Source organism: Pontibacillus chungwhensis (genome assembly GCF_030166655.1).
Lineage (GTDB): Bacteria > Bacillota > Bacilli > Bacillales > BH030062 > Pontibacillus.
In genome coordinates this window covers 3,942,626-3,961,476 of the sequence record NZ_CP126446.1, presented here as the reverse complement: position 1 = coordinate 3,961,476, position 18,851 = coordinate 3,942,626, and the positions used below count along the sequence as shown (strand labels likewise).

Sequence of the window (18,851 nt, the reverse complement as noted above, 5' to 3'; positions counted from 1 at the left end):
TGTAATTTCTCACTTACATTCCTCGTTCTTAAGATTGTCATAATAATTTTACAGACCAAATCATTTACAGATAGCCGATGCGCGTATAGAATATTTCTATATCTGTGTTTTTTTGAATCGTCCGTACGACTGAATGGGTAAGATAATGAAATCCATACATGTACTTAACAAGATCATAAAGGAGCGAACCTATGTTTCACTCGATTTTATTTGATTTTATGCTAATAGGCGCATTAGGCGTCGGTTCACAGTGGCTAGGTTGGAGGTTCCGTATACCTGCCATTGTCGTGATGTCCATCGTAGGACTGTTAGTAGGACCTATACTAGGAGTGCTCCAGCCAGCAGAAGACTTTGGAGATTTATTTACTCCGATCGTCTCCATTGCTGTTGCGATTATTCTCTTTGAAGGTAGTTTGAGCCTTGATTTCAGAGAAGTGAAAGGACTTCAACGACCTGTCTTTCGTATTGTAACGATTGGAGCGTTTCTTGCGTGGTTATTAGGATCGTTAGCCGCTCACTACGTTGCGGGTCTTTCCTGGGCTGTAGCTTTCGTGATTGGTGGGCTATTTATTGTAACAGGCCCAACCGTTATTTTGCCTCTCCTTAGACAAGCAAAATTAAAGCCGCGTCCTGCTGCCATTTTAAAATGGGAAGGAATTATTGTCGATCCGTTTGGCGCATTGCTTGCTGTATTTGCATTTGAAATCATTGATTTTCTTATGGCGGATGACGTAACAGGAAATGCGTTGCTGATGTTCTTCTTAGCTTCCCTATTTGCCGTTATCATTGGTTATGTGCTTGGTAAGGGGTTAGGCTGGATGTTTGAACATGGACACGTCCCAGAGTTCCTGAAGTCTCCTGTGATGTTCGCTGTCGTCATCTTCTGCTTTACGTTAGCAGATGAGATTGCTCATGAAACAGGATTACTGGCTGTAACGGCGATGGGGATGACACTTGCCAACATGCACATTTCTTCTATTGAGGATATGAGGAATTTCAAAGAGAACATTTCAGTCCTCCTTGTATCAGCTATATTTGTCATGTTAACAGCATCTCTTACAGTTGAGACCCTAATGGAGATCTTCAATATTCAGATTATTGCATTTGTTCTATTGATGCTCTTTGTCGTTCGTCCTCTGTCTATATGGTTGTCCACGATCGGAACGGACCTATCCTTTGGGGAACGGGCCCTGGTTGGTTGGATAGCGCCAAGAGGTATTGTTGCATTAACGGTTGCTGGTTATTTCGCAAATGTCCTTCTTGAAGCAGGTTTCGAGGATGCGCAAATCCTGACCTCTCTAACATTTGCTCTAGTATTTGCTACCGTTTGTGCCCACGGATTTTCGATTGGATGGCTTGCGAAGAAGTTGGATTTATCAATCGATGGACAACCTGGTGTGCTTCTCGTAGGTGCTTCAAGCTTCAGTACAGGGCTTGCGAAGTCCTTGCAAGATTTGAAGGTACCCGTTTTAATTACGGACTCTTCGTGGCAGCGTCTAGTGACAGCTAGGAAAGAGGGCATTCCGTTTATGAAGGAAGAGATTCTCTCAGAGCAGACTGAGTACCATCTTGATATGACGCCATATGATTATATGGTGGCAGCTTCAGAGTTGGACTCTTACAATGCACTCGTTTGTAACACATTCGTACCAGAGATCGGTCGTAATAATTTATTCCAATTAACCCTTCACAATAGTCGTGGAGATGACCTACAAGACATGGGCAATACGATTGGGGGGCGCTTACTCTTCAATCAGAAGGCCACGTGGGAACGTCTGAATGAGAAGATTGATGGTGGGTTCGTATTCAGGAAAACGAATATTACAGAACAATACCCTTACTCGCAGTATCTAGAAGAACGACACCCTGAAACCCTACTATTATATATCCTTAAACCTTCCGGCAAGATTGTGTTCTACACTCACAAATCTCAACCAAAAGGTGAGAGTGGGGATGTGTTAGTCAGTCTGATGCCTCCAAGTAAAGAGTTTAAGAAGATCCAAAGTAAGTTGAATGAACAGCAAAACGAGAGTTCCGAAAATAAATAAAGCAAGGAAGAGAGCATGGATTGTGAACGCAATCGATGCTCTTTTTTTATTTTCTGTGGGTTGGTTTCTAATAATAAGAAACAACAAGAAATGTGGTATTAGATAAGCTGATGGATACATATGATAAATGGGTGTAGAAAAGATGAGGAGGAGAGGATATGCAGGATCTTGACTTTCACTCGCGTCAAGCGATTATTTTTGAGCAGTTGGCACGCCAATATCAGCACTTGGATCAGCCACTTTTTGACCATTTTTATAAACTGCTACAATATCACAAACAACAAATTTGGGCCCTTACGAACAACGATATAGATCCAGAACAATAAAGAAAAGCCTCAACTCCAGAAGGGAATTGAGGCTTTTTATTAGGAAGAAGCTTTATAGCTTGTGTCTTTGACAGCTAAGTTACGTTTTTTTTTAGTAAAGAAGGCAACGAATTCAATGACCCCTCCGATTAAGGCACCTACAGCTGCTGGAATAACCCAACCAAGACCTTCTGCAAAGAGTGGAAGGAAGTCGAGAGCGTTCTTAAAGGCTGTAATTTCTTCTCCGTTGAATGCTTCTAGACCATCGTAAATGGCGATCACACTTGTGAAGATAAGAGCCCCGCGATAGACATGTTTCGAGCCATTAAATAATTTGTGAAAGAATGATAATACAATCAATACAATCGCTAACGGATAGATGAACACAAGGGCTGGAACAGAGTAAGCGATAATCTGACTTAATCCCATATTTGTTAATCCAAAACTAATTAATGTGAACACGATGGCAACGTGAGTGTATTTAACGCTCTTAAAGGTGTTTGAGAAGAACTGAGAACAAGCTACAGTTAGTCCAATACACGTTGTGAAGCATGCCAGGGCTACAATGGTACCAAGCAATAATGCGCCGAATGAGCCAAATAACATGTTCGCTCCGTCCGCTAAAATCTCCCCACCATTTGCATAAGAGCCCATAGAAGCCATCTTAGCTCCCATCCACCCGATGGAGCCATATACAACAATTAAGCCAATAGCCGTAACAGAGCCTGCTTTAATGGTTTGTTTAATCGTTGTTTTACGATCTGTGACTCCGCGTTCTTTTAAAGCCGTCACAACGATAATTCCAAAGGCAAGACCTGCAATGGCATCCATTGTAAGGTAACCTTCAAGGAACCCTTCAAAAAACGGTGCAGCACTATACTTGCCTGTTGGCTCTTGCATAGGAGCATCAAACGTTAGGAAACTCGCGATGCTCAGGGCCACCATAGCGATAAGAAGAATCGGAGTTAACCATTGACCGATTCGGTCTACAATCTTAGATGGGTTCAAGCTAATCCAAAATACCAAAGCAAAGAAAATAATAGAGAAAATCAATAACGCAGACGAACCTTCACCGGCGGAACCGACCATAGGTTTGATCCCTGTTTCGTAAGCTACGTTAGCTGCACGAGGAATAGCAAAGAATGGACCAATCGCTAAATAAATCAGAGATGTAAAGATCAATCCAAACCATGGATGAACACGGCTTCCAAGTGCTTTCGCATCATCATTTACAAAGGCAATAGCAGTAACTGCCAATATCGGAAGGCCTACGCCTGTAATAATAAAACCAGCAATGGCAGACCAGTATGAAGATCCAGCCTCTATACCAAGTTGTGGTGGATAAATTAAATTCCCTGCACCAAAGAATAGGGCAAAGAGCATAAAGCCTATGGTTACGGTATCTTTTTTCGTCATATATGGTTCTCCTCTCATATAGGTGTAGATTGGGATCTCGCTGATTGCTTCCAACGAGTCAGAAAACCGTTACAGTTTCCATATGACAAAATTTTTCGAAAATTCAGACCAAAGTGTAGAAATAAGCAAAATGCTTAATGGTAACGGCAAAAACATAAAATAGTTTACTACATAAATGTTGATTGATGCAACAGTTGAATCGAAAGTTTCGACAAATTTTTATGAATCGTCAAAACTGTCTCCAAAATCTGATGTAATCGTAACAACATCCCGTATAGGCTGTCAATTTTAATTATTAAAAAATTTAGAAATTATAAACAATTTTAGACAGAAGCGGTAAAAGTGGAAGAGGAACTAGCTCTGTTCGCTCTCCCACTCTACATCTTTATTCTTCTGATAGTCAAAGAAAGTTAAGAATAAAACGATAATGAAAGAGGCGCTTGAAATTTTAAAAAGGGTTGCCGTTTCTACGTAATTCGAGATGAATCCAAGAAGAAGGGCACTTAGTCCAATCCCAAGATCAATGGTCGAATAATACATCCCGTTTGCAATTCCGCTTCGTTCCTGTGTGGTCTTTGAAATGACCCAGGCTTGAAAGGCGGGCATCATAGAACCGAATCCGGCCCCAAAAAGAATTCCGGCTGCAATGATGTAGTAGAAGTTGTCGGCAAGGGCGATCGTCCACATACCAGCAAATGCGAGGACAGAACAGACCATAATCAAGAGCCATGGACCTTTACGATCAAACCATTTTCCTGTAATAGGTCTCATAATCGTGGCTAACACGGCATTAAAAAGGTAGAATAAATAAATTTGATCGATGCCTTGTTCCTGACCAAAAATAACGATAAACGTTACAATAGACCCGTACCCGAACGTGTTAAAGAAAGAGATCATAGCAGGAAACCAGCTCCGCTTTTCGATCATTGATCCCCAAAATGTGAATGGTTCATCCTTCAAACTCTTATTCTTAATATTTTCAGGAGTTCTGAACCGGGTGAGTGTAAACAGGATTAAAGAAATGGTCCCTAAACTTACAGAAGTATAAATAAGGACTGGAAAAGAGAAGTTCTGATAGAGGTAAATGCCAAGACTTGGCGCGATAATCATGCCAATCGTGACACTCAGTCCGAAGTACCCCATTCCTTCCCCTATTCGTTTCTTAGGAACCAAATCCACCGCAGCGGTTCCGTTTGTCGTAGAAGACCAACCCCAAGCTAATCCATGAATAAAGCGGAAAGCTAAAAAGACCAGTACGGCTGTTGTGAATGAGTAGAGTAAGGTGATGGTTAATAAAGAGATAGAACCTAAGACTACAAGCCGCTTTCTCGTTTGCGTTTGCAAGAGGTGTCCAATAAATGGTCTGCTCAGGATAGCCCCAATCGAAAATAGTGTGGTCACGAGTCCAACTTGAAACTTCGAACCGCCCAGCTCTTCCATGTATGGAGGTAAAGTCGGGATGAGCATTTGAAAGCTCATGAAAGTAAACCAATTGGCTAGAATTAAAAAGATAAAGGATGAGTTCCATAATTTCTCTGGTTGATTCGTCACGTTACCCCTTCTTTCCTCGAGTTGTAGTATGTGTTGAATAAGTCCATTTTAACAAAGGGAATCGAAAAGGGCTCCTAAAGGACCCTGAGCAATCTGCCAAGCTTTTCTATTACCGAAGGGGCGAACCTTCATGCCTCCAATTCTTGCTCGATTAAACAAAGAAACCGAGTGTGGTTCCTTACCACACTCGGTTCCTGTTTAAAGCTCTCTCGCATCAAATGTTTCTTCATAAAAGTGACCAATAATCGTTTTCACTACCGCATAAAACGGAATGACAAAGAGCAGGCCAATAAACCCTGCAATGCTTCCTGCGGCTAAGATCAGCGTAATGATTGTGAGGGGATGAATGCTTAGTGCTTTCCCCATTACATTAGGAGATATTAAGTTCCCTTCAATCTGTTGAGCTACGATCATGATGATAATGACATACCAAATCATAAACGGATCCTGGAAGAAAGCAGCCAATATGGCCGGGATGACCGCCAGATAAGGGCCGGCAAATGGAATGACGTTTGTGGCCATACCGAAGAGGGCCAGTGATAAGGAGTATTGTAATCCAATGATGGTATATCCGATAAACAATAGGACTCCTACACAGAAACTAACAGTCAACTGTCCTTGAATAAAGGAGGACAATGTGTGATCAATTCGCTTAAACAAACGTGTTAAGCTTGCAGCACGTTTATCTTTAAAGAACTTGGCCAGAAATGGTTGCAGTTTCTCTCCGTCCTTTAACATATAGAAAAGGAAAAACGGAACGAGGATCAGCAAGAATAAGAACTGGACAAGGGAAGTAACCATCCCGATCACGAATGTTGTAAGAGCTCCTGTAATCTCTTGGGCTCTCGAAAACAGTTCATTTTGAGCGTCGGTGATGGCAGATGAGAACTGATCAGGAATGATGACTTGATTACTCTGCCAGTAGTCGATAATGCCTTCCACTTCGCGAATCATCGCAGGTAGATTATCTACAAATCGTGTAAATTGTTCTTGTGCAATCGGAGCAATAAACGTCACGATCAAATATACAATCAGGACGAATAAGATAAACACGAAGAAGATCGCTAGAATTCTATGTACACGGTACCTCTCTAATAGATGGACAACCGGCCTGGAAATATAATAGAGGACGCCTGCCGCAATAACAGGAAAGGCGATAGCCCCTATGTATGTAAAGATCGGCTCGTATACATATTCAATATGTTTCAATAGCCAAAATAGCAAACAAACCAAAATGATACCCACTAAGGTTTGGAACCATTTCTTATGGTACATTCATGACCACTACTTTCTTATTTTGAGTCTTTTTCTTAATTATAGTTGGTTCTATACAAAATGGAAATTCCCTTTTTCTCATTGGTGTACTCTTATAAAAATGGAATCTATGCAGGGGCATCATAATCAATCTTTACAAAAAGGAGTTCCTAAATTGTAAAATATGGGATATATTTGAGTATATAGTACGGAAGAAGGGTGTGCTTCTATGGAGGTATATGTAGCGCGGCAGCCCATATTTAATAATCAATGTGAAGTCATGGCTTACGAGCTGTTGTATAGGGGTTCAAAGTTGGATCAAGGCTTCACAGGGATTGATGGGGATCAGGCGACAGCAGAAGTGATGTTGAATAGTTTTTACCATATGGGATTTAGTAAAATAGCAGACCAAAAGAAATGTTTTGTAAACTTCACAGAGAATTTGCTCAAAAGCGAACTCCCATTTTGTTTCCCTCATAATCAGCTTGTTATTGAAGTGTTGGAGAACATTCCTTTAACAGCGGAGGTTGTAGACAGATGTAGCATCTTGAAGGCTAAAGGATACCAGATTGCCTTATATGATTTTGTTTACCACCAGAATCAACCATACATAAATGAATTACTCAATCTAGCGGATATTGTGAAAGTAGATATTCGTCAGTATTCCATTCAAGAAATCAAAGCTTTAAAAGACCAAATCAGTACCTACAGATTAGAACTATTAGCTGAAAAAGTAGAAACCTACGAAGAGTATCTGGAGTTGAAAACATTAGGTTTTGCCTATTACCAGGGCTTCTTTTTCAGTAAGCCTGTCATCATGACCTCCTACGATACATCTCTTCCTGCTTTCCAACATATCGAGTTAATTAAAGAATTGTCTCAACCTGAACCGGTCGTCTCAGCGGTGGCAGAGAAGATTGAAAAAGATGTATCGCTATCTTATAAATTATTAAAGCTTATTAATTCTTTAGCCTACCGTCGCATCGAACCTATTAAATCAATCGCTCAAGCTATAATGTTGCTAGGATTTGATGAGGTGAAGAAGTGGGCCTATGTATTAATGTTGAAGGAAATGGGTGCTAAGACCGATTCGATTCCTTATGAAGTCATGAAGGTTTGTTACATACGAGCCAAATTATGTGAACGAATCTCCTATTTGATCGGCAAGGAGAAGGAAGCATCCAGCTTTTTCTTAACGGGGATGTTATCGTGTATCCCTGTCTTTCTACAAAGACCAATGGAAGAGTGCGTTGTGGAACTTCCTCTTCATCGAGACATCAAGGAAGCGTTAATGGGGTTCTCGAATGAGTATAAGGAAGCATTGGATTTATGTACTTCCATCGAGAAAGCTGAGTGGGGGGAGATACGTGATCGATGTCTTACGTTCGATATGCCACAAGGTGCGCTATTTGGTGAATACCGTTACGCTATTGAATGGGCACAAGACTTGTTGAGGCTTTTCGACAATTATAGTCGCACAAACGCGTAGGTTAATTGAAATTTGCGCTTTTTGTCGTCATCTGTCATGAAGATGACCTCATTTACTTGTCTGAATTATGTTATAATTTAGGGCGAATGACCACAGAGGAGCCGGAATATGAAGACACCAGTTGATTTATTTACAGACAAAGTACATCTACTTACACATGCTGAGCGTCATGTTCTAGCTTATATAGAAGCCCATATAGGGGAAGCGAAACGAATGTCGCTTACTGAGATGGCAGAAGTAAACAATGTCTCAACGACAACCGTTGTACGGATGTGCCACCATTTAGGATTGAATGGATTCGCTGAACTAAAGTATGTTCTAAGGGACCACCACTCCACATCTGTAGCCAAAGCAGATAACATAGTAGATCAATATAAATACATTATGGAACATGCGTTAAATTCCATAGACGGGCGTGTAATTGAAGAAATTACCGATGCCATGAAAGATGCGGTGAGAATTGTTGTTGTCGCTATAGGGCTCACGAAGCCTCTAGGAGAGTATTTAAGCAAGAAGCTTATGCAAATGAATCAGACGTCCACTTATGTGTACGAGCTTCATATGATCCATCTTTTACCGAGTTGGATTGAAGAAGAGGATTTGGTTCTATGCATCTCTTCGAGTGGAGAAGTGGAACTCTTGCTCGATTTGATTGAACAGTTGAACGGACGTCGCATTCGCTCTGTCGCCATAACGAATACCACTTCAAGTTCATTGGCGCAGTTAACCTCGTTATCGATCAATGCTCGCGTGCCTAAAGCCTCCTATGCAGGTTTTGATATTACAGTACGAGCCACATTAACACTTCTTTTAGATATGCTGTTTGAATCGTATATACGTAAGACACGAAAACCATAAGGGGGATACCAAATGACTTGGAAAGCAACTTTCGAAAAATGGAAGCAATACGATGAATTAGAAACGGATCTTGGAGTAAAGCTCAAGGAATTGGAAGAAAATCCTGCTGAACTAGAAGACGCTTTTTATAAAACCCTGACATTCGGAACAGGTGGAATGCGTGGCATATTAGGGCCAGGCACCAATCGAATGAATACGTATACGATCCGAAAAGCAGTTGAAGGGCTAGCACTTTACATGCTTGAACACATTGAGGGTGCACGTGATAAAGGCGTCGCGATTGCTTATGACTCTCGCTACATGTCTCAAGAATTTAGTGTTGAGGCAGCGCGTGTGTTAGGAGCACATGGTATTAAAGCATATGTGTATGAATCTCTTCGCCCAACTCCATACCTCTCTTTCGCAGTACGCCACCTTCAAACGGCAGCTGGGATTATGATTACAGCTAGTCACAACCCTCCAGAGTACAATGGGTTTAAAGTGTATAACGACCAAGGGGCTCAAATGCCTCCTGCTGAGGCAAATGAGTTAATTTCCTATGTAAACAGTGTTGAAAGTGAATTAACTGTCCCTGTCCTTGATCAGGAAGAAATCGAGAGAGACGGTTTGTTGAACTGGATTGGAGAAGATGTGGACAAGGCCTATATGGAACGGTTAATGGGGATTATTCGCAACCCAGAAATGATTCGTGAACAATCGGATATTTCGATCGTGTTTACGCCTCTTCACGGCACAGCTTATCAACCCGTTTTAAATGGTTTAGAACAGGCCGGATTTACAAATGTACATGTTGTTGAGGAACAGGCGAAGCCGGACCCTGAATTCTCAACAGTTTCTTCTCCAAATCCTGAGGAGCATCAAGCCTTTGCAAAAGCCATTGAATTAGGAAAAGAAAAAGGTGCAGACCTCTTAATTGCAACAGACCCTGATGCGGATCGGTTAGGTGTTGCTGTTCAGAATGAAGAAGGGGAATATGAAGTGTTAACGGGAAATCAGCTAGGAACGTTAACGATTGACTATCTCCTTTCTCAAACGACTCCACTTCCTGAAGATGCTACTGTCATTAAGACCATTGTAACCACTGAAATGGGACGAAAAGTAGCCGAACATTACGGAGCCCGCATGATCGAAACGCTGACAGGCTTCAAATTTATAGCTGAACAAATTGAAGCCTTTAACGAAACGGGCGATGGCACATTCTTGTATGGTTTTGAAGAGAGCTATGGCTACTTAGTGGATGAATATGTTCGTGATAAGGATGCCGTTCAAGCAGCCATCACAGCAAGTGAATTAGCTGCCTACTGGCGTCAAGAAGGGAAGACCCTCTACCAAGCTCTTAGAAGTCTGTATGAGCGCCATGGGTATTATCTCGAAGGGTTACACTCCCTTACGTTAAAAGGAAAAGAAGGAACGGAGAAGATCCAACAAATTATGGATCATTTCCGCGAAGAGCAGCCGAGTCAGATTGGTTCCTATAAAGTCATAGCTGTAGAGGACTATTCCGATCAAACTCGTACGTTCTTAGATGGACGCAAATCTGAAACCATCGATCTTCCGAAAGAAAATGTAGTGAAGTACATTTTGGAAGAAGACGCATGGTGCTGTCTCCGCCCATCCGGTACAGAACCTAAAATCAAATGCTACTTCGGAGTGAAAACAGACGCTCCGGAAACAAGTGCAGAGCGTTTGGAAGAGCTGAAAGAAGCAATGGTTTCGAAAATGGAAAGTGTTATTCAAGAATCGGTTAAGTAAAACTTAGGACACCTGTTTTCCTTCATGGAAGATAGGTGTTTTCTTAATATAAGGATCTGTTATCGTTTAGTGTTGTTATTTTATAGTCTTGTTCAATACCCAAAGCTGAGACATTTAAGTGTAGATAGGACCGTCTTTATTGACTCGTGCTTGGGGTGTCTGGGGAACGACTCGCTTTCCGCGGCCCCACACGAGGCGGCCCTACGGCTGTGGGTGGTCGCGTAGGTTCAACTCTATTTTCTAATATGGCATGTATCCGTTATTCTAAATACGGAAAAGGTGGTTCGGGAAATTGCGAGACTCCTGCGGCAGAAGGAGCCTAGGGGAGACCCCACAGAGAGCGCAAGCGAACGAGGAGGCTTCCCAGCTCGCCGCGGAAAGCGAGTGATTTCCCGAACCACCTTACGCTCTAACTAACGCTAACGGAACTATTCCACTTTCCGGCGCCCCATATTAGGGACTATGTGACGTGTAAAAATCAACAACCAACTTTAACAGAGCCTTGTATAAAGGTGAAACGTCTGGTAGGAGGAAAAGGGATGTCAATTCGATATTTTGAGGATACGTTCTTCTCAGCGGGGAAAACTGATATCTATAACGAGAATCAAGAAAAAGTCGGACAGCTTGATCTGCACGGCAGGCAAAAGCAATCAGGTGATGGCGCTGGAAGACGGCGGAGCGTAAAGGTTATAGCTAACAATACGAGAAGACTATTTTATTATTGACAAATACGTGAGAAATGAATATGATTAAGATAATTAAATAGTCGGTTCCTAAAGGGGAGTAGCTGCACAATAAAGTCGTCATTGCGAGAGAAATCTCCGGCTTTATTGGCAACGTTCACGTTGTTAGCAAGACCTTTACACATGCATGTGTAAAGGTCTTTTTTAATGGCCTTTACCACATGTTGGTAAGGCTATTTTTTTTAGTAATGGAAAAAAGGAGAGAGGTCATGGAATTTCAGTTGTTATTTGAATATGGTTGGGTATTAATTGTTCTAGTCCTGTTAGAAGGTGTTTTAGCAGCAGACAATGCGCTTGTCTTAGCTGTAATGGTTAAACATTTACCTGAAGAACAACGTAAAAAAGCACTATTTTACGGATTGGCAGGAGCGTTTGTATTACGAACAGGGTCGTTATTCATTATTTCGTTCCTAATTGATGTATGGCAAGTTCAAGCGCTCGGAGCGGCTTACTTAATCTTTATTTCGATTAATCATCTTTGGAAGCAAAGGGTAAAAGGAAAAGAAGACGATGACGAGGACGGGGAGAAGAAAGAGGAGAAGAAAAGCGGTTTTTGGATGACCGTTTTCAAAGTGGAACTAGCAGATATGGCTTTCGCGGTAGATTCGATTCTGGCGGCGGTAGCCTTGGCTGTTTCGTTACCGGAAACCCCGCTTCCTGTCATTGGAAGTCTAGATGGTGGTAAGTTTCTTGTTGTATTAGCGGGTGGGATGATCGGTATTATCATCATGCGATTTGCGGCTAATAAATTTGTGGATCTGCTAAAACGAAAGCCTGGTCTAGAGACAGCGGCCTTCGTAATTGTAGGATGGGTTGGTGTGAAGTTGGTTATAACCGTACTTGCTCACCCTTCCCTGCACATCCTTCCGCACGATTTCGCTCATTCTGTGTTATGGAAGGTCATCTTCTACAGTGTCCTCGTTCTTATTGCAGTAGCTGGCTGGTTCTTATCGAGCACTGAAGAAGAAGCAGAGCATGACACTATATCTTAACTTTTAAAAAAGAAGTCCTTCTATAGGACTTCTTACTTCTTTTATAAGGCTTTTTCACACGAATTGGAAACAAATTGTTATACTTGAAAAGTCTAACAAGAAGTAAGGAGAGGTGAGTTGATGGAACAATATTGTACAGATTGTGGGGCTCCCGTTGAAGAGGACGGATCTTGCCCGAAGTGTGAGATGACTCAGCAAGTCGCAGCTTCAAGTGAACCAGAACAATCAAGCCAGGCGAAGACGTACTTGAATCAAGGCAAGCAAGTATCCAAAAACTATTGGCATCATGTTGTAAACACAGTAAAGTTCCCTACACAGCAAGCGGAAACAAGCAGTGGGGTTGGATTTGTGAATGGAATTATTACAATACTTTTATTTTGTTTGTTTATACCTTTATCCATCTTCGTATTTTTAAAAGGAACAGTAGGCGGTTTTATGGGGGCGAGCATTTCTTTCTCTAACGTTGTCATTCAGCCTTTCTTCTATTTGTTACTCCTCATGGCTGTATGTGTTGGTGTACTCTTCGGAGTGGTAAAGCCAGGTCATTCTGAGCTATCGATTCAGTCTGTTGTAGCCCGGTTTGGCAGTTGGATGATTGCCCCTACCGTTCTTGTAGTCCTTGCTTTCGTGTGCTCTATTCTTACCATGTATACGCTAGTTAGCTACCTTGCGTTATTAGGGATAGCAGGAATCTTTATTAGTGCAACGTTGACTATTTACAGTTATCGGACGCCATCCAGTAAGTTGGATCCTTTATATGCAGCGTTGATCTTCCACATCGCATTCTTTATCGTGTTCCGCATACTTTCTGAGGAATTAATGATTAATAACATGTTAAATCCATTCGGTTTATAGAAAGAAGAGCCCGTGTCTGGGCTCTTTTTTTTGTAGGTAGATGAATGGCAAACCTACAGGATAACCTCTTATTTTCCGGGTTCTTAAAAATATTAACAATGTAAACTATTCCACTTCTTCCAATTATGTAATAAAATCTAAATAAAAAGACCCAGTGGCTTTGGGGAGTGGTATGCATGCAAGAAATACTGGGGTATTACGACAAAGAAATTGTCTTACTTTCAATTACGGTGGCCATTATTGGCTCTTACCTCGCATTAGATATCTGTCAGCATATCATGCGTTCAAGAAGAGAAATGAAACGGATTTGGCTAGGTGTCGGTGCGACAACGATGGGGTTAAGCATCTGGTCGATGCACTTTATTGGAATGACAGCATTTGAAGTGGGGTTGCCGGTGCATTATAACTGGTGGATGACCTTTTTATCGATTATTCCTGCAATTGGTTCCTCTTACATAGCTTTTTATATTTTAGATAAAGAAATCGCAGGAAGAATTCCTACACTCAGTTCGTCCTTTTTCATGGGAATAGGGATTACATCGATGCATTATTTAGGGATGAAGGCCATGACCATACCAGGGGTGAGCATGGAATATAATATAGGCTATGTCTTCCTTTCTTTAATGGTAGCGGTAGTCGTCTCTTTTATAGCACTTTTACTCTTTAAAGTAGTGCAATCCAAGCAATTTGTTTTTTATAAAGGATTAAGCGCCCTCTTGATGGGAGGAGGGATTGCTAGCATGCATTACATTGGTATGAAATCCGTCCGTTTTTATATCGAAGAGGGAGCGCAGTTGTCTACGGAAGTGACTGGCAACAAAGTATTTCTGATCTTATCTGTTTCTTTAATTATGTCGCTTGTGTTATCTGCTGTTATCTTGCTCTCACGAGTCGAAAACCGCAGCACGATGCACTTAGCGTATTATGATTTGCTTACAGGGTTACCAAATCGATTGCATTTCCTTATGAAATACGAAGAGTTATTGAAGAAAGCCAGGAATAAGCAACATAAGATTGTTTGTATTTTATTTGATGTCGATCACTTTAAATGGGTAAATGACTCATTTGGGTACAAGGCAGGGGACAAGGTGCTATCCCAACTGGGTGAGGCTATTATGGCGTTTGACAATCCTAATTTAACCATTGCACGCCTTGACGGAAATCGCTTCGGAGTCTTAGTACGAAAAGATGTGTCGTACAGCCAACTATGGCATATGCTTGAAGACATTCAAGAGAAGATAAAAGGGATGACATTTTCCTATGAACAGTTTCAGTTTAAGACGACTCTATCCATTGGAGCGAGTATGAAAGTGTTTGATCCAGATTGCGAAGATGATCTATTTAGTGAAGCGGAACAAGCCCTTCATTATGCAAAAGAAATTGGCCGGAATACGATTCAGATCTACAGTTCTTCTGTTCATTCAAATGAACGAGGTCGTTATCTCTTATCAGAACTCCGCCAAGCAGCTTCGCGGGAGCAGTTTACATTAAGGTATCAGCCTAAAGTGACAGCGACCACCTCTGAGGTTAATAAAGTAGAGGCCCTTATTCGTTGGAATCACCCCTCTCTTGGTTCCATCTCGCCGGGAGAATTCATTCCTTTGGCTGAGAAGAACGGACTGATTGTCTCCATTACGGAATGGGTAATGCGTACAGCGATCCATCAGATGAAGGTGTGGGAGGAATCTGGCATTCCAATTGATCGCGTTTCGATTAACGTTTCCGCCATTCATTTTCAGTACGGGAACGTTTATAAGATGGTTCATGACTTAGTTGGGGAATACAACATGGCCCCAAGTAAGGTTGAACTCGAGATCACTGAAACCTCCGTTATGAAAAATATTGATGAAGCGGTTAATACACTCGATCACCTAAGGAAATTAGGAATCCGCATAGCCCTGGATGATTTCGGGACAGGCCTTTCTTCACTAAATTATTTACAACGGTTACCGATTGATACACTAAAGATCGATAAGTCATTTGTGGACGATCTTGTTCATGATCAGAAGCAACAATCGATTGTATCCACCATCATCTCATTGGCACAGCACCTCGGAATGGAAGTGACAGTTGAAGGAGTTGAGCATGCCGACCAGGCTGACCTTCTTCATTCGTATTCCTGTGACTATATACAAGGCTACTATTACTTCAAGCCTCTTCTTCCAGAGGAAGTTGAGAAGGCATGCCTCTTACATCGAAAAATTTTATCATAGTTAAAAATCCTGCAGTCACGGGGAGTGGTTGCGGGGTTTTTGTCGTAATAAGAATGATTGAAAGGTTTATTATAAAAGAGGTTAGAGAAAAGAATAGAAAGGAGGGATCATATGGGGAAATCCGTAGAAGATAAAGCATCGCAGCTTCAATACTTAACGAACCGATTTCATATGCTGTCGGAGGTGGTTGAGTCAATGGATAGCGCTCATACCGACCCGGAAGACTTGGATCGTTTATTACAAATGATGAAAGATATTGAAGGGAAGATTGAGCGTTTTAAAAAGGACTGGGAGGCTGATCGTTAATGAGACAACTGAAGTCCATCATGTTAGCGATCTGGCTTCTCTTTATCGTCTATGCCTTCTTTCTAGCTCCTATTAAAGAAGGGGATACCGACTACCTTACGCAAATACTAACAATGGATGCTCCTGATCCTATGTTAGTAGCCGTTTTTAGTTTGCTTGGCGTATGGCCTATGGTTTTTGCGATCCTTTTAGTGACCGAAGATCGTGCTTCCATACCAGCGTGGCCATTTGTGCTCGGTTCATTTGTTTTAGGAGCTTTCGCTTTATTTCCATACTTTATCTTTCATTATGAAAGCCGTAAAAGAAAGAATCGTACTTCTGAGAAGGTGTATGAGATTCTCAAAGGACGCACTTTCCCGCTTGTCCTTCTTATCTTATCAGTTGGTTTAGTGGGATACGGAGTAGGATATGGAAGTATGATTGCCTATCAAGAAGCCTTTTTGGAGTCACGGTTTGTACATACGATGACGATCGATTTCATAATGCTGACCCTTCTCTCTTTGCTAGGGATTGCGCATCACACTTACTATCATAAGGGCTCCTCACTAAAGAGCTACTGGCCGTTAGGATTTTTGCCACTACTCGGACCGCTTATTTATATTCTCATTTCTTTGCAGGAAAAAGACGAAGAAGGTTATCGTTAATAAAAAGGAGCATGGGATCGAAAAGCGATCTCATGCTCTTTTTTTAGTCTTGTTTTAAATAGCGTTTATCTTTTAGGAACAGTTTCCAGTGAAGAATGAAAGCAGGAACCAGGATGCAAAGTCCAATGATGTAAGCGATGAGTAATTGATTAAACATCGTTGGATTTGTGAATCCTTCCTCAATAGTTAAATGAGGATACACCATATACGGCAAATGAGCCGATCCGTAGGCATAAATGGCAAACCCGTATTGAAGTACGACAAACACAACGGACAAGCGGGAGTATCCAACATCACCATTTGGTCGCTTAACAAACAGCAATACATACCCGATTAAAAACAGCGTGACGGACATACCAAAACCATACATATTCTCGCGGAAATTTTCTACGATCCAGGATGCTTCTTCTGGCATAGTGAATATCGTTAAGACCGCAATAATTAAAGATAAAGGTCCAAGCCAGATTGCGTGACGGCGATACGTATGGTAAGCCGTCTCATCACCTGCTTCACGTGCATAATCGGCTAAGAACAAAGCAGAGAGAAAGAGTGCCGTGCTAAGGCCAAAAGCAATATGCATGTAAACCGTCACACTAGATAATAGCTTTCCGTATAACAATTGCGGATAGCCTTCCTCAAAAGCTATGAAGCCCCCAAGTGTTATGGGTAATATACTAACAAGGAGTGCGGGAAGGACTAACCCTGTCACCCCGGACGTAATGCGCAGAAGATCTTTAAATCGTTCTGTCTTCCCTTCAAATACCATAAAGGTTGTACGAATGGTTAATAAAATCAGACCAAGCCCGACTGGTAGCAAGAGAACAGTAGCGAGCATACCGGCGGCGAAAGGGAAGAACGCCACGAGAGACACGACAAATAATACGAGAAATACATTTGTCACTTCCCAGGTAGGTGAGAGGAATCGGTTTGCTATTTTAGAAGCTGTCGAATCTTTTCTTTTTCCGTACACCATACCCCAGAAACCAGCTCCAAAGTCCATAGACCCGGTAATAGAGTATAGAAAAAGAATACTCCAAAGGATTGCGACAGCCAGTAAGGATTCTTCCATTTCTTATACCCCTTTCTCAACAAGTTCTGGTTCTACAGGGTGACGCTTAAAGTAGGAGACCATCACGGCTACGGTTACAATAAGCAAGATACAATAGAGCGTCACAAATAAAGCGAATAAGATTCCGACGTTATTAGCGTGAGTGGCGGCGTCACTGGTTTTTAAGACATTGACAATGGTATAGGGTTGTCTGCCTATACAGCTAAAGCACCACCCGGCCTCAATTCCGATAATCGCAAGAGGTCCTCCGCCTACAAAGAGAGCAAGCATCCATCCGGGGAGCTCTTTTTTCAGAATCCATCTCCAGAAGATCGCGAAGAAGGATAAGCCTATAAGCATGGTGCCGATTCCGACCATGACGTTGAACAAAGTATGGACGAAAAGGGGAGGCCATAGCTCTTCAGGATACTCTTTGAGCCCTTTGACTTCGGTGTCAAAGCGGTCACCTGCCAGAAAACTTAAGGCATAAGGAATTTCAATCGCATATTTTACTTCTTCATCTTCACGTGATGTCCAACCTCCGACAGAGAGGGGGGCATGTGTAGTGGTTTCAAACAAACCTTCTGCTGCCGCTAATTTACGAGGATTGTATTCATGGAGCATCTGAGCCGTTTCGTGTCCGTTTATGGCTGTAGCAAGAGACATGATTGCTCCAATGTAGATCGCAAGCGTAATGCTCTTCTTATGGTAGCGGCGTTCCTGATCTGTGATCGTACTTTTAAGCAAGCGAGCTGCTGCGATGGATCCAACAAGAAAGGCAACGGTCATATAGGCAGATACCGTAACGTGGATAGCGGTAACGGCAAAACTCGGATTAAAAAAGGCGCGCCAAGGATTCACGTTTATGACTTCTCCGTTAGCATTCATTTCAAAACCGGCCGGTGTGTTCATCCAGGCATGAGCATCGGTAATTAAAATAGCTGATGCAGCGGCCCCAATGGCCACAGAAATGATACTGATTAAGCGAAGCGGGGTCGGTAATCGATCAGCTGCATAGAGGTAGATCGACATAAAGACGGCTTCTATTAGGAAAGCAAAGATCTCAATTTGGAAAGGTAAGGCAATGACTTGCCCGACGATTTGCATGAATCCAGGGAATAAGAGAGAAATTAATACCCCTACTATGGTTCCTGATGCAATCGCAACAGCTAATAAGATGGCAAAGCCTTTTGTCCATCGCTTTGCCATGATCTTGTAATCTTCGTCTTTGGTAATGATATACATAAGTTCAGCCACGATAATCATCAGGGGCACACCTACCCCGATCGTGGCATAAATAATGTGAAAGCCAAGAGACGTGCCAAATAGAGCACGTGCCAGCATAACTGTATCCACCACTACTCACCTCATTATTGG

Annotated in this window: 16 protein-coding genes; 11 read left to right on the top strand and 5 right to left on the bottom strand. The window is 42.0% G+C overall.

All coding sequences use genetic code 11. The features are described 5' to 3' along the window. Window positions 1–191 precede the first annotated feature (191 nt). Window positions 192–2,048 (top strand): cation:proton antiporter, encoded by a 1,857-nt coding sequence (locus tag QNI29_RS20075; RefSeq protein WP_231417624.1) that lies wholly within the window; start codon window positions 192–194, stop codon window positions 2,046–2,048. Between the two features lie 158 nt (window positions 2,049–2,206). Then, window positions 2,207–2,374, top strand: coding sequence for a hypothetical protein (locus QNI29_RS20070; protein WP_231417625.1), 168 nt, complete (start codon window positions 2,207–2,209; stop codon window positions 2,372–2,374). A 39-nt stretch (window positions 2,375–2,413) separates the two neighbouring features. Here the strand turns inward: QNI29_RS20070 and brnQ are convergent, their stop codons facing one another. The 3 genes from brnQ to QNI29_RS20055 form a co-directional block, all read right to left on the bottom strand. After that, window positions 2,414–3,769 (bottom strand): branched-chain amino acid transport system II carrier protein, encoded by a 1,356-nt coding sequence (brnQ, locus tag QNI29_RS20065; protein ID WP_231417626.1) that lies wholly within the window; start codon window positions 3,767–3,769, stop codon window positions 2,414–2,416. 354 nt (window positions 3,770–4,123) lie between these two features. Then, window positions 4,124–5,320 carry an MFS transporter gene (locus tag QNI29_RS20060; protein WP_231417627.1) on the bottom strand — a complete coding sequence of 399 codons (1,197 nt, stop codon included), beginning with the start codon at window positions 5,318–5,320 and terminating at the stop codon, window positions 4,124–4,126. Window positions 5,321–5,518: 198 nt separating this feature from the next. Then, the gene (locus QNI29_RS20055) at window positions 5,519–6,595 is read right to left on the bottom strand and encodes an AI-2E family transporter (protein ID WP_231417628.1); all 1,077 of its coding nucleotides are present in this window, start codon (window positions 6,593–6,595) and stop codon (window positions 5,519–5,521) included. Between the two features lie 208 nt (window positions 6,596–6,803). On the opposite strand from QNI29_RS20055, the gene QNI29_RS20050 reads away from it, so the two are divergent. The 9 genes from QNI29_RS20050 to QNI29_RS20010 all read left to right on the top strand — a co-directional run bounded on the left by QNI29_RS20050 (window position 6,804) and on the right by QNI29_RS20010 (window position 16,426). Beyond that, window positions 6,804–8,063 (top strand): EAL and HDOD domain-containing protein, encoded by a 1,260-nt coding sequence (locus QNI29_RS20050; RefSeq protein WP_231417629.1) that lies wholly within the window; start codon window positions 6,804–6,806, stop codon window positions 8,061–8,063. A 108-nt stretch (window positions 8,064–8,171) separates the two neighbouring features. Further along, a complete protein-coding gene (locus QNI29_RS20045; protein WP_231417630.1) occupies window positions 8,172–8,921 on the top strand; it encodes a MurR/RpiR family transcriptional regulator in 750 nt (249 codons plus the stop codon). 12 nt (window positions 8,922–8,933) lie between these two features. Next, window positions 8,934–10,673: a phospho-sugar mutase gene (locus QNI29_RS20040; protein WP_231417631.1), complete on the top strand. Its 1,740-nt coding sequence runs from the start codon at window positions 8,934–8,936 to the stop codon at window positions 10,671–10,673. Window positions 10,674–11,212: 539 nt separating this feature from the next. Continuing rightward, window positions 11,213–11,398 carry a hypothetical protein gene (locus QNI29_RS20035; protein ID WP_231417632.1) on the top strand — a complete coding sequence of 62 codons (186 nt, stop codon included), beginning with the start codon at window positions 11,213–11,215 and terminating at the stop codon, window positions 11,396–11,398. Between the two features lie 227 nt (window positions 11,399–11,625). Then, a complete protein-coding gene (locus QNI29_RS20030) occupies window positions 11,626–12,408 on the top strand; it encodes a TerC family protein (RefSeq protein ID WP_231417633.1) in 783 nt (260 codons plus the stop codon). Window positions 12,409–12,528: 120 nt separating this feature from the next. After that, on the top strand, window positions 12,529–13,263 hold the full coding sequence (locus tag QNI29_RS20025; RefSeq protein ID WP_231417634.1) for a hypothetical protein: 735 nt from the start codon (window positions 12,529–12,531) through the stop codon (window positions 13,261–13,263). Between the two features lie 176 nt (window positions 13,264–13,439). Beyond that, window positions 13,440–15,476, top strand: a complete 2,037-nt coding sequence (locus tag QNI29_RS20020) for a bifunctional diguanylate cyclase/phosphodiesterase (protein ID WP_231417635.1) — start codon at window positions 13,440–13,442, stop codon at window positions 15,474–15,476. Window positions 15,477–15,587: 111 nt separating this feature from the next. Continuing rightward, on the top strand, window positions 15,588–15,782 hold the full coding sequence (locus tag QNI29_RS20015; protein ID WP_231417636.1) for an SE1561 family protein: 195 nt from the start codon (window positions 15,588–15,590) through the stop codon (window positions 15,780–15,782). Continuing rightward, window positions 15,782–16,426 carry a hypothetical protein gene (locus tag QNI29_RS20010; protein ID WP_231417637.1) on the top strand — a complete coding sequence of 215 codons (645 nt, stop codon included), beginning with the start codon at window positions 15,782–15,784 and terminating at the stop codon, window positions 16,424–16,426. Before QNI29_RS20015 ends, QNI29_RS20010 begins: the two co-directional genes overlap by 1 nt. Before the next feature lie 43 nt (window positions 16,427–16,469). On the opposite strand, the gene QNI29_RS20005 is transcribed toward QNI29_RS20010, so the two are convergent. Continuing rightward, complete coding sequence (locus QNI29_RS20005) at window positions 16,470–17,495, bottom strand: cytochrome d ubiquinol oxidase subunit II (protein WP_231417638.1); 1,026 nt, start codon at window positions 17,493–17,495, stop codon at window positions 16,470–16,472. Between the two features lie 3 nt (window positions 17,496–17,498). Beyond that, complete coding sequence (locus QNI29_RS20000) at window positions 17,499–18,830, bottom strand: cytochrome ubiquinol oxidase subunit I (RefSeq protein ID WP_231417639.1); 1,332 nt, start codon at window positions 18,828–18,830, stop codon at window positions 17,499–17,501. Window positions 18,831–18,851: the final 21 nt, after the last annotated feature.

Bases quoted from the DNA above. Each gene is read 5' to 3' on its own strand.
- QNI29_RS20070 (WP_231417625.1), top strand. From the start codon at position 2,207: ATGCAGGATCTTGACTTTCACTCGCGTCAAGCGATTATTTTTGAGCAG.
- QNI29_RS20030 (WP_231417633.1), top strand. From the start codon at position 11,626: ATGGAATTTCAGTTGTTATTTGAATATGGTTGGGTATTAATTGTTCTA.
- QNI29_RS20045 (WP_231417630.1), top strand. From the start codon at position 8,172: ATGAAGACACCAGTTGATTTATTTACAGACAAAGTACATCTACTTACA.
- QNI29_RS20040 (WP_231417631.1), top strand. From the start codon at position 8,934: ATGACTTGGAAAGCAACTTTCGAAAAATGGAAGCAATACGATGAATTA.
- brnQ (WP_231417626.1), bottom strand. From the start codon at position 3,769: ATGACGAAAAAAGATACCGTAACCATAGGCTTTATGCTCTTTGCCCTA.
- QNI29_RS20005 (WP_231417638.1), bottom strand. From the start codon at position 17,495: ATGGAAGAATCCTTACTGGCTGTCGCAATCCTTTGGAGTATTCTTTTT.
- QNI29_RS20050 (WP_231417629.1), top strand. From the start codon at position 6,804: ATGGAGGTATATGTAGCGCGGCAGCCCATATTTAATAATCAATGTGAA.
- QNI29_RS20055 (WP_231417628.1), bottom strand. From the start codon at position 6,595: ATGTACCATAAGAAATGGTTCCAAACCTTAGTGGGTATCATTTTGGTT.
- QNI29_RS20025 (WP_231417634.1), top strand. From the start codon at position 12,529: ATGGAACAATATTGTACAGATTGTGGGGCTCCCGTTGAAGAGGACGGA.
- QNI29_RS20020 (WP_231417635.1), top strand. From the start codon at position 13,440: ATGCAAGAAATACTGGGGTATTACGACAAAGAAATTGTCTTACTTTCA.
- QNI29_RS20015 (WP_231417636.1), top strand. From the start codon at position 15,588: ATGGGGAAATCCGTAGAAGATAAAGCATCGCAGCTTCAATACTTAACG.
- QNI29_RS20010 (WP_231417637.1), top strand. From the start codon at position 15,782: ATGAGACAACTGAAGTCCATCATGTTAGCGATCTGGCTTCTCTTTATC.
- QNI29_RS20035 (WP_231417632.1), top strand. From the start codon at position 11,213: ATGTCAATTCGATATTTTGAGGATACGTTCTTCTCAGCGGGGAAAACT.
- QNI29_RS20075 (WP_231417624.1), top strand. From the start codon at position 192: ATGTTTCACTCGATTTTATTTGATTTTATGCTAATAGGCGCATTAGGC.